The organism is Bacillus safensis, from assembly GCF_039619585.1.
GTDB lineage: Bacteria > Bacillota > Bacilli > Bacillales > Bacillaceae > Bacillus > Bacillus safensis.
On sequence record NZ_CP154909.1, the window covers coordinates 2,353,918 to 2,371,454 of the forward strand.

21 protein-coding genes are annotated in these 17,537 nt (G+C 40.4%); 3 read left to right on the top strand and 18 right to left on the bottom strand.

Annotated features, from left to right (window positions below):
- Nucleotides 1–2: 2 nt before the first annotated feature.
- The 4 genes from AAYR28_RS12095 to AAYR28_RS12110 form a co-directional block, all read right to left on the bottom strand.
- A complete protein-coding gene (locus AAYR28_RS12095) occupies nt 3–947 on the bottom strand; it encodes an ABC transporter ATP-binding protein (RefSeq protein WP_120208267.1) in 945 nt (314 codons plus the stop codon).
- A gap of 325 nt (nt 948–1,272) precedes the next feature.
- Nucleotides 1,273–2,046, bottom strand: coding sequence for a class I SAM-dependent methyltransferase (locus tag AAYR28_RS12100; protein WP_120208345.1), 774 nt, complete (start codon nt 2,044–2,046; stop codon nt 1,273–1,275).
- 99 nt (nt 2,047–2,145) lie between these two features.
- Nucleotides 2,146–3,360, bottom strand: a complete 1,215-nt coding sequence (fdhA, locus tag AAYR28_RS12105) for a formaldehyde dehydrogenase, glutathione-independent (RefSeq protein WP_024423097.1) — start codon at nt 3,358–3,360, stop codon at nt 2,146–2,148.
- A gap of 401 nt (nt 3,361–3,761) precedes the next feature.
- Nucleotides 3,762–4,364, bottom strand: a complete 603-nt coding sequence (locus AAYR28_RS12110; protein WP_024427897.1) for a class I SAM-dependent methyltransferase — start codon at nt 4,362–4,364, stop codon at nt 3,762–3,764.
- 268 nt (nt 4,365–4,632) lie between these two features.
- Between AAYR28_RS12110 and AAYR28_RS19065 the strand changes: the two genes are divergently transcribed.
- Complete coding sequence (locus tag AAYR28_RS19065; RefSeq protein ID WP_008342643.1) at nt 4,633–4,758, top strand: YjcZ family sporulation protein; 126 nt, start codon at nt 4,633–4,635, stop codon at nt 4,756–4,758.
- A gap of 43 nt (nt 4,759–4,801) precedes the next feature.
- Here the strand turns inward: AAYR28_RS19065 and AAYR28_RS12120 are convergent, their stop codons facing one another.
- From AAYR28_RS12120 to AAYR28_RS12150, 7 genes are all read right to left on the bottom strand, one after another.
- On the bottom strand, nt 4,802–4,963 hold the full coding sequence (locus tag AAYR28_RS12120) for a hypothetical protein (RefSeq protein ID WP_155267112.1): 162 nt from the start codon (nt 4,961–4,963) through the stop codon (nt 4,802–4,804).
- A gap of 159 nt (nt 4,964–5,122) precedes the next feature.
- The gene (locus AAYR28_RS12125) at nt 5,123–5,257 is read right to left on the bottom strand and encodes a YrzI family small protein (protein WP_065214597.1); all 135 of its coding nucleotides are present in this window, start codon (nt 5,255–5,257) and stop codon (nt 5,123–5,125) included.
- A gap of 451 nt (nt 5,258–5,708) precedes the next feature.
- Entirely contained in the window at nt 5,709–5,939 is a 231-nt protein-coding gene (locus tag AAYR28_RS12130; RefSeq protein ID WP_034624035.1) for a YrhC family protein, read from the bottom strand.
- A gap of 72 nt (nt 5,940–6,011) precedes the next feature.
- Nucleotides 6,012–7,160, bottom strand: a complete 1,149-nt coding sequence (locus AAYR28_RS12135) for a bifunctional cystathionine gamma-lyase/homocysteine desulfhydrase (protein WP_024423100.1) — start codon at nt 7,158–7,160, stop codon at nt 6,012–6,014.
- Between the two features lies 1 nt (nt 7,161).
- On the bottom strand, nt 7,162–8,085 hold the full coding sequence (locus AAYR28_RS12140) for a PLP-dependent cysteine synthase family protein (protein ID WP_061109398.1): 924 nt from the start codon (nt 8,083–8,085) through the stop codon (nt 7,162–7,164).
- A gap of 46 nt (nt 8,086–8,131) precedes the next feature.
- A complete protein-coding gene (gene mtnN / locus AAYR28_RS12145; protein ID WP_024423101.1) occupies nt 8,132–8,827 on the bottom strand; it encodes a 5'-methylthioadenosine/S-adenosylhomocysteine nucleosidase in 696 nt (231 codons plus the stop codon).
- 15 nt (nt 8,828–8,842) lie between these two features.
- The gene (locus tag AAYR28_RS12150) at nt 8,843–9,484 is read right to left on the bottom strand and encodes a class I SAM-dependent DNA methyltransferase (protein ID WP_046311888.1); all 642 of its coding nucleotides are present in this window, start codon (nt 9,482–9,484) and stop codon (nt 8,843–8,845) included.
- 186 nt (nt 9,485–9,670) lie between these two features.
- Between AAYR28_RS12150 and AAYR28_RS12155 the strand changes: the two genes are divergently transcribed.
- Nucleotides 9,671–9,874, top strand: a complete 204-nt coding sequence (locus tag AAYR28_RS12155) for a YrzA family protein (protein WP_024423103.1) — start codon at nt 9,671–9,673, stop codon at nt 9,872–9,874.
- A gap of 38 nt (nt 9,875–9,912) precedes the next feature.
- On the opposite strand, the gene AAYR28_RS12160 is transcribed toward AAYR28_RS12155, so the two are convergent.
- From AAYR28_RS12160 to greA, 3 genes are all read right to left on the bottom strand, one after another.
- A complete protein-coding gene (locus tag AAYR28_RS12160) occupies nt 9,913–10,578 on the bottom strand; it encodes a YrrS family protein (protein ID WP_025092411.1) in 666 nt (221 codons plus the stop codon).
- A gap of 67 nt (nt 10,579–10,645) precedes the next feature.
- Nucleotides 10,646–12,388 carry a peptidoglycan D,D-transpeptidase FtsI family protein gene (locus tag AAYR28_RS12165; protein WP_061109400.1) on the bottom strand — a complete coding sequence of 581 codons (1,743 nt, stop codon included), beginning with the start codon at nt 12,386–12,388 and terminating at the stop codon, nt 10,646–10,648.
- A gap of 50 nt (nt 12,389–12,438) precedes the next feature.
- Complete coding sequence (gene greA / locus AAYR28_RS12170) at nt 12,439–12,912, bottom strand: transcription elongation factor GreA (RefSeq protein ID WP_008358505.1); 474 nt, start codon at nt 12,910–12,912, stop codon at nt 12,439–12,441.
- 623 nt (nt 12,913–13,535) lie between these two features.
- On the opposite strand from greA, the gene AAYR28_RS12175 reads away from it, so the two are divergent.
- Nucleotides 13,536–13,883, top strand: coding sequence for an Ig-like domain-containing protein (locus AAYR28_RS12175; RefSeq protein WP_061109401.1), 348 nt, complete (start codon nt 13,536–13,538; stop codon nt 13,881–13,883).
- 52 nt (nt 13,884–13,935) lie between these two features.
- Here AAYR28_RS12175 and udk read toward each other — a convergent pair whose 3' ends face one another.
- From udk to AAYR28_RS12195, 4 genes are read right to left on the bottom strand one after another with little or no spacing between them, the layout of a single operon-like run.
- Complete coding sequence (gene udk / locus AAYR28_RS12180) at nt 13,936–14,568, bottom strand: uridine kinase (RefSeq protein ID WP_024423106.1); 633 nt, start codon at nt 14,566–14,568, stop codon at nt 13,936–13,938.
- A gap of 7 nt (nt 14,569–14,575) precedes the next feature.
- Entirely contained in the window at nt 14,576–15,844 is a 1,269-nt protein-coding gene (locus tag AAYR28_RS12185; RefSeq protein ID WP_024423107.1) for a peptidase U32 family protein, read from the bottom strand.
- A 20-nt stretch (nt 15,845–15,864) separates the two neighbouring features.
- Nucleotides 15,865–16,794 carry a peptidase U32 family protein gene (locus AAYR28_RS12190; RefSeq protein WP_120208271.1) on the bottom strand — a complete coding sequence of 310 codons (930 nt, stop codon included), beginning with the start codon at nt 16,792–16,794 and terminating at the stop codon, nt 15,865–15,867.
- Entirely contained in the window at nt 16,791–17,456 is a 666-nt protein-coding gene (locus tag AAYR28_RS12195; protein ID WP_039180249.1) for an O-methyltransferase, read from the bottom strand. Before AAYR28_RS12195 ends, AAYR28_RS12190 begins: the two co-directional genes overlap by 4 nt.
- Between the last annotated feature and the right edge of the window lie 81 nt (nt 17,457–17,537).

Below are 17,537 nucleotides of genomic sequence, written 5' to 3' on the forward strand. Positions count from 1 at the left end.
GCCTAATCTCTCAATTTTTTACTAGTTAAATATAAAAAAACATTTTCTAAGTTTGGTTCTACGATTTCTGCTGAAATAATTTGAACATTTAATGCAGTCACACCTTGAATGAGACGACTTAATAGCTGTTGAGGATGTTGATCAAATATTTTAATTTGATTTCCATGAATCACGATTTCCTTTAACGGATCTTCATCATTTATGTATTGGCACACACGATCTATTTCGCTCTGTCCATGTTCACGTTTAATAGTAAAAATAATTTCCCTTTGATTGCCGACAAGCTCACTTAATTCATGTTGATCCCCCATTGCAATGATCGATCCGTGGTCCAAAATAGCCATTCTTTCACATAAATATTCGACTTCTTCCATGTAATGACTAGTATATATAATTGTCATCCCTTCACTATTTAACATTTTTACTGTTTCTAGTATGTGATTTCTTGATTGTGGATCTATACCTACAGTCGGTTCATCCATGATTAATAGTTTCGGTTGATGCAAAATCGAGCATCCGATATTCACTCTTCTTTTCATTCCTCCAGAGAATACTTTCACTTTGTCATTTGCTCTATCTTCAAGACCAATTAACTGAAGTGTTTCTTGTACTCTGCTTTTTAACTCCTTTCCTTTGAGTCCGTACATTCTCCCCCAAAATATTAAATTTTCTTTTGCTGTCAAATGTAAATATAACGCGATCTCTTGCGGGACAATACCAATCATTTGCTGTGCTCTATTTGTTTCTTTGTTTAAATCTAAACCTTCAATCGTTACAGAGCCGCTAGTTGCTCGGATAAGCCCTGTCAAGATGCCAATTAATGTGGATTTCCCAGCACCATTCGGTCCCAATAGACCAAATGATTCTCCTTTTTTTAAGTGAAAGGTTACCCCTTTTAATACCTGCTGATTCTCATAATTTTTCTTAATGTCTTGTACTTTTAGCAACCTATCTCTCTCCTCTATTCTGTCTATCTTTCTCTCACATAAAATCCCTTATAATAAATATCATCCAATCAAATCTTAATATATAGTAAAGAAATCTACTAAATACTTATATTTCCAATCTTTTCATTTTAACATGTTACGGAATGCAGGAGAATAGTACAGGCTTTTTTAAATCTTGAAAACAAAAAACTTACAAGGTGTTCTTGTAAGTTTTTTAATCAATTTATGCGGATCAAATACAAATTTCGGTCATATTACAGCACAGGGGTGTCACCCTTCACAAATGTTTGAGTCTGTTTTGTCCAGAAAAGTTTAATCAACATTTTTATTCTTTCCTGAAAAGAGCAATCCAGTCATCCACCTCTATTGATTCTATCTGATCCTCTGTCATGTTCAATCTATAATATTGCTTTATTTTCTCGTTAGCATCTAACATGTATTTTGTAACGATCTCTTCTTCCTTTAAAGTTTTCGTTGTTCGCTTGACCCATTCTTGAAAAGGGTAACGTTTTTTTCGTTCCATTGATCTTACTTCTTTTATTCCCTCTTTATAAAACAATTTCCGCCATTGTTCTGTAGATAGACAGGACACATGACTTGGGTCTCTCAATCTTTCCAGCTCATTGATAAATAGTGCAAGCTCTTCATCATTTGGCGAAACATTATCAATAAAGAAAAACAGACCATTTGACTTTAATACGCGAGATGCCTCTTTGGCAAACTGTTCAGGGTGCGGGAAATGGTGTGCTGCAATTCGGCATGTGACCATATCAAATGTGCCATCTAAAAAAGGAAGGCTTTCTGCATCCGCTACTACATAAAAAATTTGTGGATACGCTTTTAAATGAAGTGATGTATGCGAAAGCATCTCTTTCGTTAAATCCGTCGCAAATACTTGATTCACATATGGAGCCAATGCTTTTGCGGTATGCCCGCCACCAGTTGCTATATCGAGGACGGTCCAGCTTTCTTCTGGAGCTGTCCATTCAACAATTAGATCCAGGTCTGCTCCCTTTGCATGAGTTTGACTCGTCACATACTTTTCTGCATTTCTCCCAAATTGTTCTACAACCCTTCTTTTGGCTTGATCTGAATTCATCCTAATTCCTCCCCCTTGAAATGGATTTGTATATTCTATGTGATTTTCCACAATAAAGAGCCGTCCCATTTTATTGAGCGGCTCCTTTCATGTTAAAAATTATCGAGAAAGCATCCCGTGCGGGTCAATGACAAATTTCTTCGCCACACCCGAATCAAAGTCACTATATCCTTTAGGGGCTTGATCAAGGTCAATGACGGTCGCATTGACGGCTTTAGCGATCTGTGCTCTGCCGCTTAAAATGGATTTCATTAGACTGCGATGATATTGCATAACAGGGGTTTGACCTGTCACAAAGGTATGAGCTTTCGCCCAGCCAAGTCCAATTCGCACTTTCAGAGAACCGACTTTTGCATCGGCATCCACTGCTCCTGGATCTTCTGTGACATAAAGCCCTGGAATTCCAAGCTTGCCGCCAACTTTAGTAATATCCATAATCGTATTTAAAACAGTTGCTGGTGCTTCTCCCTGGTCTCCATGACCCGAAGCTTCAAAGCCGACACAATCGACGGCACAATCAACTTCTGGCTCCCCTAAAATATTCGTAATTTGTTCGCCGATTCGATCATGTTTTCGTAGATTGATCGTCTCACAGCCGAAGCTTCTTGCCTGTTCCAGTCTTTGCTCATTCAGATCTCCAACAATCACAGCAGATGCGCCAAGAAGCTGAGCCGAATGTGCTGCTGCAAGACCTACTGGCCCAGCACCTGCAATATATACGGTCGAACCAGGCTTTACTCCAGCCGTATAAGCACCATGAAAACCTGTCGGGAAAATATCGGAAAGCATCGTGAGATCAAGTATTTTTTCCATCGCTTGATCTTTGTCTGGAAATTTGAGCAGTTGAAAATCTGCATATGGAACCATGACATACTCGGATTGGCCGCCAACCCATCCGCCCATATCTACATATCCATAGGCAGAGCCAGGGCGGTCCGGGTTTACATTTAAGCACACATGGGTTTTTTGTTCCTTACACATGACGCAGCGTCCGCATGCAATATTAAACGGAACGGACACGAGATCTCCTTTTTGAATAAACTCTACATCTCGCCCAACTTCCACGACTTCACCTGTAATTTCATGACCAAGGACAAGTCCTTCAGGTGCAGTCGTACGCCCTCTCACCATGTGCTGATCACTTCCGCAAATATTCGTCGTCACTACTTTTAAAATGACGCCATGCTCACATTTGCGCCCCACATTGGCTTTAGGTACACCCGGGCCGTCTTTTAAGACCAAATCAGGGTATCCAATATCCTCAACTGCTACTTTTCCTGCTCCTTTATAAACGACACCTTTGTTTCCCGACATGATTTCATTCCTCCCTTTTGTTTAAAAATGAAGTCTCTACAATTTTCTCTATTTCTTAAGCAATTTCCTTCTTCAAACAGCACATTATGTGAAAAAGAGGGAGTCACATGTCTATGTGAGAAAGAAAAATGTGTCTTTCAGCGAAATAAAAAAGAAAATATTGAAAAAAAAGCTAAACTTTTGCAGAACGGTGTCGATATAAGAAATAAGCCAGACAGGTATCCTTAATCGACAAACAAATTCCTTATATATACTATCATTCCTTACACACCTGGCTGGCGCCTATATCACATACAAAAGGCTCTTCTGATGAAGAACCTTTTTTTATAGCAGGCAAAGAGGCTCCTCTGACGAAGAGCCTCTTTTTTGAGTGCTTGTTCATTACCTGGGAAATATTTTCATCATTTTAAGGCTTTGATACAGATGTATGTATCATAGTGATAAACCGAGACTTCTCTAAAGTGATATGCTGAAAACAGACGGCTGATCTCTTCTTCACTGTACGATGAAAAAGATGTTGACCGTTTTTGTTCGTTGATCAGCTCCTGCTTTTGGAAAGATAAAAATACTTCTCCATCCACTTGAAGGACGCGGTACACTTCCTTCATGACTTGCTCAATATCCTTCAAGTAATAGATCGTCTGCACCGTAAATAATTTATTGAATGATCTGTCTTCAAAAGGTAATTGCTCAGCCTTACCAAGCGTAATGACGGCTTTGTCCTGTTCCGCAAGCTTCTTATGTTTTCTTTTTGCATATTTAATCATATGGCGAGAGGCATCCACTCCATATACTTTTCCGCGGTCAAGTTTTTCAGCTACCTTTGATAAGGTGATGCCTCTTCCAGTCCCAATTTCTAAAATTCGGTCATTTTCTTGTATATTTAAGAGTTGAATCGTCCATTCATTGATATTATGATGATTTTTTTCCATATAGCGGGCAACCCATTTTGAGAACAAGCCTTTTGGTTCCCTCATTTGTTTTCCAATCCAGCTTTGAATCAATGTTAACACCTGCTTTTCACCAGTAAATAAAACTATTTACAAATTTCCTTACTTTTCATATCGGCTCTCACCTTACAAAAATTAAGACCTAGTCCTAATTTATTTGTCTCTTATAAGACGCTCCTTTTCAGAAAATGTTTCGCAGAAAGTGAAAATTTTTTTAACCTGAATAGGCGTTTTCATTATTTGTGCTCAGATTGATTTCGTTTTCTGCATGAGCTGCATAATTTATAAATGTATCTTGATTAGATAAAGGTGGTGCTAGATTATGGGCTTTGGCGGTTATTCTGGAGGCTACTGCGGTGGCTACGGTGGCGGTTTTGCAGGCGGATTCGCATTGCTTGTTGTACTGTTCATTTTGTTGATCATCATTGGTGCAAGCTGGATTTGCTAACGTAAAAGGAGCAGGAAACGTCATGGTTTCCTGCTCCTTTTCTTTAATACCAATAAGTCCGGTACTGGTACATATAACGTCTGAGCATTTCCTCTTGCTCTCTTTGCATGCGGTATGGATTGCCGTATCCGTGCTTTAAGGAATGCGGAATAGATGCATACCCGTGCCCCACAGACGGAAATCTCATATATGGTGACATCGACATTCATTGATCACCTCACAATCACCTTTTACGGTATCATATGTGCAGGTGATCAATGTGGAGCGTGTCTAAACCTGGTCCTTCTCCATCGTATAACAATCAAGCATGGCAAGCATCATAAACATGTCAATCTCCTCCTTTTCACATTTTTCATTTCCTGTTTTAGTTCATATACTTTAGTTGTTTCTGTTTCATTTCTTCATAAATTGTTTCGACTTCTTGTTCGTAAAGAACGGTCTCAATGTCCTTGTATTTCCGCTTAATCGTCAAAGTAATAAAAAATAAATGGATTGTCATATACGCTCACCTCCCTTCAGTTCGCAGCACGCGAAATAGCCCGCAGATCTTCTTTATCAGTTGACCTGCGGGCACACAAAAATGCAGATCAAAAGACAGTGTCTTCCAACCTGCAATGGATGATACGTGTGAAATCCTCGTTTACTTAAACAGTTTTGAAGCGTGCACCGTATAAGGCAAAGGAAGGACACGAACTCTTCCACAGGCTGATGACATGATGAAATTGTTGGTTGAATTGATCACAAGTAGATACGAATAACATATTCTTCAGCCTCCTTTACGTTTTTTTTTTAATTACTTTGTAAGTATATCCAGCAAGCACCATTTTGTAAACCTGTTTTTAGTAATATAGATGAATTTTGTGTTTTTGACTAAATTTCTACTGTTATTCTTGTCCATTTATCCAATACAATAAAAAAAGCCTCCTCAGGCAAATGAGGAGGCTTTCGAATTAATCTTCGTCTAATTCTTGCAGTTTCTTTTGAAAGAAAATCGCGCGTTTAACACAAATAAAAGCTGCTAATAAGAAAACACAATCTATTCCCATCATCAGCATTTTTGGAGATGCTTCGATGTGCTGGTTCGGTAAGATCGTACCAATATATAAAAAGGTGCTGACAGCAAGCAAAATAAAAGCGTACTGCTTGTAATCTGTCACTAAATCACTCCACTTTTTCTTCACTTGTTTCACCTTCCAGTTATCAATGTCTATTCATAGCTTAACATAGTGAGAGAAAGCGAGGAGCATGTAAATCTATCCATTCGCCAGTGCGCTTAGTCCTTGCTTGATATCATGTAGTAAATCATCCACATCTTCAATTCCGACGGAAATACGAATTAAACCATCTGTGATGCCAAGCTCCTCCCGGCGGTCTTTTGGAATGGACGCATGGGTCATCCGGGCAGGGACAGAAATTAAGCTTTCAACCGCTCCAAGGCTTTCTGCGATTGTAAACAGCTTAAGCTGGCTCAAAAATACATCGACATGTTCTTCTTTTCCAATATCAAAAGAGATCATGCCGCCGAAGCCGGATGCTTGTGTTTTCGCAAGTTCATGTCCAGGGTGTGTATCGAGACCTGGATAATAAACACGTGTGACGGCTGCATGTTGCTTTAAAAACTCAGCGATTTTCTGTGCATTTTGTTGATGTGCTTCCATTCGTAGTCCAAGCGTTTTCATCCCTCTCATGAGAAGCCATGAATCCTGCGGTCCAAGAATTCCGCCTGTCGAGTTTTGAACAAAGTGCAGTTCTTCTCCAAGCTCTTTCGTCGCTGTGACGACAAGCCCGCCTACAACATCACTATGGCCGCCTAAATACTTAGTCGCACTGTGCAAGACAATGTCTGCGCCATATTCAATCGGCTTTTGGAAATACGGTGTGAAAAATGTATTGTCGACAATCATCAAGATGTTGGCTTCCTTTGTCAATTCGCCGATGGCTTTTAGATCCGTCATTTTGAGTAAAGGATTGGTTGGTGATTCAATGTAAACGGCTTTTGTTTCAGGTAAAATGGCTTTTTTCACTGCTTCAGGATCACTTGTGTCAACAAAGGTTGCAGTAATGCCAATACGGTTTAGCACCTTTGTGATGACGCGGTAGGTTCCGCCGTACACGTCATCTGTCAGGACAATATGATCTCCGCTGTTAAACAGCATCATCACAGCCGTAATGGCTGCCATCCCTGAACCAAATGCGTAGCCGCTTGCTCCTCCTTCAAGATCACGAATGACTGTTTCCAGTGCAGTTCTTGTTGGATTTGCTGTTCTGGAGTATTCATACCCCGTATGTTCGCCTGCTTTCGGCTGCTTATAAGTACTCACTTGATAAATCGGCACAGACACGGCGCCTGTTCTTTCATCACCCGTTGTTCCGCTGTGAATCATCATTGTTTTTGGTTTCATGCTATTTTCCTCCCTCATAAATTCCTTTACTTAAATATCGCTCACTGCTGTCAGGAAAAATGGTGACAATGACTGTCCCAGGTGCTGCTTTCTTTGCTTCCTCTAAAGCGGCAAATAAAGCGGCACCAGAAGAGCTGCCGATGAGAACACCTTCTTTTTCAGCTGCTTCTTTCACCATTCGAAACGCATCATCATCACTGACAGTGTAAATCTCATCGAATAAAGCCTGCTCCATATAGTCTGGGATAAATTCAAGGCCAATTCCTTCCGTTCTATGCGGGCCCGGGTCCCCTCCATTTAAAATTGATCCTTCAGGCTCCACAACCACTGTTTTTAACGCCTGATGCTGCTCTTTTAAATAGGCGGCACACCCTTGAAAAGTCCCGCCAGATCCTGCTCCAGCCACGAATACATCGATATTCCCTTTTAAGTCGGACCATAATTCGGGACCGAGTGTTCTGTAGTAAGTCAATGGATTTACTTGGTTTTTAAATTGTAAAACACAATAGGCATTGTCAAGGCTTGCCTCTAGTTCAAGGGCTCGATCAATCGCACCCTTCATGCCTTCTTTTCTCGGCGTATGAATAATTTCTGCACCGAGCGCCTTCATCAGCTGTTGTTTTTCTTGACTAAAATGTTCTGGTACACAAAAAATGGTATGCAATTGCTGCTTTCTTGCACTTAGGGCAAGCCCAATTCCTGTGTTTCCAGCAGTTGCTTCAATAATAGTTCCGCCTGGACGCAGTTTGCCAGATGCTAATGCTTCTCTGATGAGCATGTCACCTAAACGATCCTTAATACTTCCACCTGGATTCATCATCTCAAGCTTTGCATACACCTCAACGCCTTTTGGGACGCCAATCCCTGACAGCTTTAAAAGCGGTGTGCGGCCAATTAATTCAGTAATATCCTTTATGACAGCCATATGATTCCCTTCCTTTGCATGGAAAAGAAGGGGGAAACCCCTTCTTTTATTGTGTTTGCTTTATCATACGCAAGACAAGGTCGGTTGAGTGAATCGCTGCTTGCTCAAGGAATTGATCAAAGGAGATATTGGATTCTTTCCCTGCAATATCCGATAGCGCACGAACGACAACAAATGGCGTACCAAAGAGCTGGCAGACCTGTGCAACGGCTGCGGCTTCCATTTCCACCGCATACAGCTCTGGAAACTTCTCTCTCACAAACGCTACACGATCCGGATCATTCATAAACGAATCTCCTGTTGCAATCGTTCCTTTTGCCACTTGAATATGATCAATTTCTAAAGCAGATTCTTCTGCCAGCTTCACAAGCTTTTCATCTGCAATGAAAGCAGCTGGAAGTCCCGGCACTTGTCCATATTCGTAATCAAAGATGGTCACATCTACATCATGATGTCTCACATCAGTAGAGATGACAATATCACCTACATTTAATGAGTGGTGAAAACCGCCAGCAGATCCTGTATTGATCACATAATCTGGCTGAAAGCGGTCAAGCAGTAATGTTGTGCTGACCGCTGCATTTACTTTTCCAATCCCTGATTTTAATAAAATCACTTCTTTATCTTCATAAACACCTGTTGTAAATTCACACCCAGCGATGTTTTCTTGTGTAGCATTTTTTAGTTGATCTCTTAAAATCGTCACTTCTTCTTCCATTGCACCTATAACTGCGATTTTCAAATCAAAAACATCCTTTCATTCCCTTTTCTTCGCTTCTACGATCCAAACAAAATCATTCATTTGATGAAAGGACGTGCTAAAACCTTCTTCTTCAAAGATTTGCTTTAGCACATCAATGGATGGATAATATTCCGTTTCTAAATCCTCTGCAAGCTGATCGAACCCTGCGGCTCTCGCTTTGTCGATCTGAGCTTGATGTGCTGCTTGATTTTGAAACATTGTATCAGCAAAGACTATTTTACCATCTGAGTGAAGGATGTTGCTATAGGTGTGAATGGCTTGTTTTTTTTCTTCATCCGTTAAATGGTGGAATGCATATGAGCTGACGATCGTATCTGGCTCAAAAGGCGGCGCTGGAAATGATAAAAAATCCCCATCATGAAATAGATCTGGCAGTCCTTTTTGAAGAGCCGCTTTCTTCATGGCATCTGATGGTTCAACACCAAACACGTTTTTATCAGCTGCAAGGAGCAGCGCTGTTAGATTCCCCGTACCGCTTCCAAACTCAAGAACATCTTGGCCTGAACGGCGGGCAATTTCTTTTAAAATAGCCGGATACCGGCGAAACACTTCTCTATACTGCTCGTCATGACCACTTACCGTGTCGTCATAAGAGTCGGCCCAATGATCAAATAAAGAAAGAAATTCGCGTCCCATTTTCTTTCCCTCCACTTTATCTATTTATTCCTATGCGTATAGTATGTTTTATTCCGTCGAACAGTTCCTATCCTACCACAACTTCTGTTTCTTTCCTACTAAAAAATACTGGGAGAGACAGAAAAACATTTGCCCTTCTGAGGGAGAGAGATTAAGATGAATGAAGAGTATAGAGAGGTGAATCAAATGGATTTTCAGCTGGATTTTTTAAAGGATAAAATAGAATTTTTTGAAGCTACATCTTTAAAAGAACTTGAACAAAAGATCCAAAAACAAATTGAACATAATCAGGCGATTCTGCTGACCGTTCATTCTGTCAGTCATCAAACGACTGTGATCGATGAGCGGATTTTGTATACAGCAGTTGTTCATTTTAAAGCAAATGTTTAAACAAAAAAGATAGCATATCTGCTATCTTTTTTTCATGTTCATCTTAATTTTTCAACCTTCACAGGTTTCCAGCCTTTTTCATCTACCCATGTAATTTCCACACGGTAGCGTTCACCTGTTGATTTATCACGGATGGTTCCTTTTGCATCTTGAGGACCTCCGTTATTTCCTAACCAAAGAACGGTCATTTGATCTTCTGAAATTCCTGTCGCATAGGACATGGCTTTGATCATTTCTTTCCAGTCTTTTGAGCTGGAATCATAGGTTGCTGTATGTGAACCGGATTGCTCTGTTCCTACAGGCTCCCAGTCATCATTTTCGTATGTTTTGTCTACATCACTCGTTTTGCCGCCATCTGTTTCTTTGGCGTCTTTTAACGCATCTTTATTAGGTTTTTCTTCATCATCTGTCTTCTTCGTTTCGTCGTCTTGATCAGATGAATCATCTTTTTTTGCATCTGAATCATCGGATGTGTCTTTCTTTGGATCTTTCACATCTTCTTGTGAGTTTTGTTTATTTTCACTTGTTGCAGGTGCCGTTTTTGATGGCGCATCCGCTACATCAGGATCTTTCGGCTTATTAAAAATTAACAAACTCGATGCGACAACCAAAATAAGCACCACAACGATACCAATTAATATGTTAAGCACCATATTTGCCTTTCTGCGCTTATCACGATGTTCAAATCGAGAATTTCTACTCAAAATCTCTGCACTCCTTTGCCTCTGTTCCCTAAGTCGTTACTATTCTAACATGTCATGAAGGGATGTTCTATGTCTGTTTCTTTTCAATTTCATTGACCTTTTTTACAATATCATAAAACGCATCATTTGTCTTAGCCCGGCCACTTGTCTCGTCAAGGTGAACAACGACAAGGGCGTATTTTGGTTTTTCTACCGGAAAGTATCCTGCAAACCACTTATGATAAAGCGGATTCCCCTTTTTGTCTTGATTGCCGGTTTGGGCAGTACCTGATTTTCCCGCTACATCGAATGGCAAATCTTGAAACCTTCTTCCTGTTCCCTTGTCAGAGGTCACCACCTGCCTTAAGAATTTTTGCAGCTTTTGAGCTGTATAGCGGTCAATGCTGCCCCCTTCAGGCCGTTTGTTTTGAAAGGACAGCATCGTTGTTCCGTTTTGATACAGCACTTTTTCTGCGATTTTCACTTCTTTTCGTTCTCCTCCTCTTGCGATCGCAGCCATCATATTCGCGATTTGCAGAGGTGTCGTTTTGACATTTTTTTGTCCTATTGCGGTTTGTGCAATGGCTTTTTTGACATGCTTGTCTCTTTTATCTCCCCACACACTGCCTGTTTCTTCACGATCAAACTGTTTGAAGTGATGCTTATGATAGACATCCCCTTCCCAGCCAGCTCGATCTATGAGTCCAAGCTTTGCAGCCGTCTTTTCGATGATTTGATCATCTGTTTGAATGAGCTTTTCAGCAAGTGCCGCAAAGGTATAATTGCAGCTCTGCGAGAAACTGTCCGTCAGATTCAGCACTTCCTGTTTTCCTTCAGGCTCTCCATATAAATTCTTTCGACAGTCATACATGGTTTGTGGCTGGTCAAGGTTTTTTTCGATTGCTGCGGCAAGTACAGCTGTTTTAAAGACAGAGCCTGGAGCAATCGCTGTCAGCATGTAATTTCTTGCCTCATGCCGATTTTTGCTTGTGACATTTGGGGTACTTGCCATTGCCAGTACACTGCTGCTTTCAATGTCGAGCAGAACGGCACCGCCTTTTTCAACGCCTTGGTCTTTGAGCACCTTCTCCATTTCAGCCTGCATGTCTTCATCTATCGTTGTCTGTACCTGAAGTGGATAAAAGGAATGAGCTTCTGCTGTATATTTGACGTCCATACCGAACAAAGGGTTTCCCCTTCCGTCCACATGATATAACAATTTTGTGTCTTGCTCGGGTAATAGAAATTCGTCAAAGGTGCTTTCCAGCCCAAATGTGCCGATTTCAGTACGTATGGAAAGCTCTTTTTTGTCAGGATAACGCTTTCTGAGTAGTTCTGGATTTTCGCTTGTGAAACCTAATGTGTGGAGGGCAAGTCTTTTTTTGTCCTTCTCTTTCATATATACGCCGTACACACCTGAATATTTCATATCATTGATGTCTTTCAGTTTTTTTTTCGTGATGTCATCTTTTAAAATGAGAGGTTTTTTCGTTTCTGTTAACTGTTTTTTGAGTTCATCCTCTTCCATCTCAAGAATAGAGGCGGTTTGCTGCAAGCGTGGAAGATCATATTGCAGGAAAGGAAATAAGATAACCGCAGGCTGTTCTTTTGTAAGAAGTGCTTGGCCGTTTCGATCTAAAAACTCACCGCGCCCGTCTGAAATAACGACTTCTTCTGTTCGCTGTTTGACACTTTCTTGTATTAAATTGATATCAAGCTTTGAAAACGATTCTGTGAAGAACAGCTGAATTTCTGCCAGTCTCATCAGAAGACCGAGCAATAGTATAAAAATAATCGCACCTGTCCATTGAATTCTTCTTTTTTTGCGCATAAAAACACCTCGTCCCTATTGTGGACGAGGTGTTTACCTGATAAACGTGATTATGAAATTTTTACAATTTGGACGAACATTTCTCCGCCAGGTGTTTGAACGGTTACTTTGTCGTCTACTTGTTTACCTAAAAGGCTTTTTGCAATAGGTGAATCGTTTGAAATCTTGCCTTCGAACGGATCAGCTTCTGCACTTCCAACAATTGTGTAAGACTCTTCTTCCCCGTCTGGTAATTCAACGAATGTCACCGTTTTACCAAGTGAAACCACATTTGAGTTTCCTTCATCTTCGATAATTTTAGCATTACGAATCATATTATCAAGCGTTGTAATACGGCCTTCTACAAACGCCTGCTCTTCTTTAGCAGAATCATATTCCGAGTTTTCAGAGAGGTCTCCAAAACTTCTAGCGATTTTAATACGCTCTACAACCTCTTTACGTTTAACCGTTTTCAAATATTCAAGCTCTTCTTCTAATTTACGTTTTCCTTCTTCTGTCATTGGAAATACTTTCTCTTGTGCCATGAATCATTCACTCCTTCTATTAATCCTCATCATACAAACTTTCTGCACGTGAGTGACGACTGAAATATACAAGAATGAGGACATGTTCAGGCCCTCATTCCTTCTGTACCATATTCGTAAAAGTCCATCTTACATGGCGTCCCTTTTAGATGCAACTATTATGCCTTTTATTAGACAGGACCACTCGCAGCGGTCTAAAATCGCACAAACTGTGGAAAGGCACAGGAAGCTCCTGTACCTCGTTCGGCCATTTCGATCATATGTAGAAGAATAGCTTATCCATTCTCCATCTTCCAATACATAATATGGTCAGTGTACGATATGTCTATGCTATATTATTACAAAATTGCATTTTGATCAAGAATTGTTTGAAAATTTGTGATGATTTGTTTGTCGTTTTTTTAATATACTTTTTCAACTTCATTCTTTCGCTATGTGGTAGTGATTTCTCCATCTCTTCTTTTCTTCATTGTTTTCTTATCATATCAAACCCTTAAGATTTTTTCCGAGAATGCTGCTTTAATAAATGTTCACATATAATTAACAAATATTAACAAGGAAATATTTGGTTTTTATTGAATTTTATCAATGCAAGACCAAATACACGCTAGGGAGTGTTTTAAATGAACATGAAGAAAACAATTGTTTCTGTTCTATCCATCACTACCTTATCTTTTTCACTAATGGGCATGGCTTCAGCCAAAGAAACAGCGGATTTCACAGTCAATAGCAGCTCTTCTGGATTTCAAACTTTAGATGTGATTTCGATTCAAGATTACAGTGTATCTTTAAGAGTTGGTGAGCAATACTCGGTCTATAATTCTGCAGCTACACGTTATTGGACAGATAAACAGAGTGTAGCTTCTGTTAGCTCTAATGGAATAGTGACCGCTCATTCACCTGGCAAAGCCACTATCACTCTTTATAAAGGGACGTCTGTCTTAGGACAAGTTTTCGTGACTGTTTATTAATATGATGCTGAAAAGACCTTTACACTGTAAAGGTCTTTTTCTTCTCCACCATTTACTCTGCTCGGTTTTGAAGAATCGTTTGAATTTTTGTCACCATTAAGTCTATCGCCACATGGTTTTGGCCGCCTTCTGGGATGATGATATCGGCGTATCGTTTCGTCGGTTCAATGAATTGATTATGCATCGGTCTGACAACAGATACATATTGTTCAATCACAGAATCGATCGACCGGCCTCTTTCCTTCGTATCGCGTAAAATACGGCGGATGATGCGAAGGTCTGCATCTGTATCAACATACAGTTTAATATCCATTAAATCTCTCAAACGTTCGTCTTCGAGCGCAAAGATACCTTCAACGATAATGACATCCTTCGGCTCAACATGAACCGTCTCTTCTGAACGTGTGTTTAGTTTAAAATCATATATTGGTTTTTCAATGGATTCATACCTTAAGAGCTGTTCCAAATGCTCAAACATCAGGTCATTGTCGAATGCAAGCGGATGATCATAGTTCGTGAGCAGGCGCTCTTCAAATGGCATATGACTTTGATTTTTGTAATATAAGTCTTGCTGAAGCATGAGGATGGAATGTCCTTTAAATTTTTCATAGATCGAATTGGTGACGCTCGTTTTACCTGAACCCGAGCCGCCAGCAATACCAATGACAACTGGTTTACTCCTCATGTGGCTGTTATTTCCCCTTTCTCATCATGTTGCTAGGGTATACTTTTTGATCAAGCTTGAATTTGACGATTTGCAGCGGATGACGAGCAGCATCTAGTTCATTTCCTTTTTCATCCCAAATCGTTTCAATTTTGCATGTGAAATTCTCAATTTCTGGTCCGAAGAATTCGACTTCGTCGCCTTGCTTAAAGAAGTTACGCTGCTGCAATGTCACGATTTGTTCTTTTTCATCATAATGAAGAACAAGACCTGCGAAATCAAATGTCGTTTTCTTCCCATGGATGCCAAACATTTGTTCATCCGTTCCTGGTACGCCTTCGAAAAAGGCTGGTGCTGTGTCACGGTTTGCACATTTATCTAATTCATCTAACCATTCCTGCTGAATGACAAAATTGTCTGGATCAGCACAATACGCATCAATGACTTTGCGGTATACACTTACAACAGTGGCAACATAATGAATGGATTTCATCCGTCCTTCGATTTTTAAGCTGTCAATTCCCATTTCGATCATTTGAGGAATGGATTCAACAAGCTTCAAATCTTTTGGACTCATTGCAAATGGCGCATCTTCCTCACCAAATAAAGGCGCTTCCTCAGAACCTTCTAGTTTATAAAGATCATAATCCCAGCGGCAGGACTGGCAGCAGCCTCCGCGGTTAGAATCTCTTGCCGTCATATGGTTACTGAGCACGCAGCGGCCAGAGTATGCGATACACATCGCACCGTGAATGAATGTTTCGATTTCAATATCGACCTTTTCTTTCATTTCTCTAATTTCTAGCGCACTAGTTTCACGTGCGAGCACCACACGCTCAAGCCCTTCTTCCTTCCAAAACTGAACAGCTTTCCAATTTGAAAGAGATTGCTGTGTGCTTAAATGGACTTCAAGCTTCGGTGCAACACGTTTACATGTTTCAATGATCAGTGGATCAGCTACAATAATGCCTGCTACTCCAGCGCCTTCGATCCCTTGAAGGTATTCCTCCAGCCCGTCCATATTTTCATTGTGAGCGAAGATATTTGTTGTCACATAAATGCGTGCACCATATTTGTTTGCAAATGCGACACCTTCTGCCATTTCTTCAATTGAAAAGTTATCTGCATTTGAGCGAAGTCCAAATTCTTTCCCGCCAATAAAAACAGCGTCAGCTCCGTAATGTACAGCAATTTTCAGCTTTTCCAAGTTTCCTGCGGGTGCAAGCAGTTCTGGTTTTTTTGTAATGACACGTTTCCCATCAATCATTTCAGAAATACCATCTTTCAATAATGCCATTTCCTCTGCCTCCTCTTATCTTAATAAACCGTTTCTTTAAAGAAGAACCCTGTATCAATCGAACGATTCACTGGCTGAATCTCTTCAATCCGCTTCACCCAGTCTTCTTTCTGATCTTCATACGCGTCTTTGTCAGTCGTTAGTAAATCAATTGCTTTTCTATAAAGTGATGTCACCTCTGTCATATAAGAAAGTGACTTTAAAATTCCGTCAATTTTAAATGAGTCAATGCCTGCGTCAACAAACTCTTCTAATTCGTCAATCATACACACATCATTTGGACTCATAATATGTGTCCCGTTTGCATCCTCGAAAATAGGGTATTTGTTTTGACGCTCTTGGTCATGCAGGAATAGCCCTTCCTCCATATTTCTGCCTTCGACATCCATTTGCTTGCCCTGGTATTCAAAGTAGTTGCCGATGAGCGTACGTTTTGATTGAAACATACATGTCATGCCATGAACTTGAATTTCAATCTCCACCTCAGCATTTTCTTTGATGTCGATCACACTGTCCATATTCAGCTCTTTTGCAAGAACAGCACGCGATGCGCCTTTTCTGCCCCAGTAGTTACAAGTGTAATAGTTGGTCCCAGTCGTTTCTGTACTCCAGTGAAGATTCAGGTTCACTCCTGTTTCCTTTGCTGCCATGATCACGGCTGGGTCTCCAAAGACGACGCCGTCCACGCTTAATGAATCGAGAAAGGTTAAATAATCTCCAAGCAGCTGCACGCGGTCATTATGAAAAATCGCATTCATCGCCACATACACTTTTTTGTGATGGGCATGTGCAAGCTGAACCGTTTGTTTCACATCTTCTCTTGAAAACTCACCTGCAAGACGAATACCGTATGTTTGTTCGCCTATTAAGAATGCATCAGCTCCTGCCTCAATTAATGGCAGTACGTCTGACACGCTGCTTGGCGTCACAAGCAATTCTGGTTTCTTCATGATTGGTCACCTCTTTTTGTACTAATGGCGATCCCGTCTCCAACTGGAATAATGCACGTTTGGAAATCAGGGTTTGACATGAGCCATTGATTGTATCGATCAATTTTTCCAATTAATTGTTTTTTTCGTTTATCTTCAATTTCTTCTTCATAATTTGTCGCCACTAAGCCTTTGAATAAGACATTGTCTGTAATAATCATTCCGTCATGAGCAAGCATCGGTTCAAACAATTCAAAAAAACGCTTGTACTGCCCTTTTGCGGCATCAATAAAGATCACATCATAGGGCGCCATCGTTTGAACCGTTTTAGCCGATTCCATCGCATCACCAAAAAACACGTGTATTCTTTCTTTTAACTTTAATTCCTCAATATTCCGTGTTGCTTCTTCATAGCGCTTTGCATTGCGCTCAATCGTATAAATCTCAGCATCTGGCAGAGCTGTTGCCATTCGAATGGCGGAATAGCCAATCGCTGTCCCAACCTCAAGAATTTTTTTCGGCTTTTTCATCGAAAGCAGCTGCAGTAAAAGCTCAATGCTCACCTTTTCCATAATTGGCACATGATGCTCTTTTGCATAGATCTCTAATTGAGCGATTGCATCAGGACTTGGGTGAATTAAATGTTCAATATAATCATTTATTCGATCATCTTCGATAGTCATTATCTGTCTAGCTCCTTCATGACCTGAAAAAGAAGAGTCCTGCCTATTGCAGCTCTCTCTCTCGTCAATCTTTCGTTCATC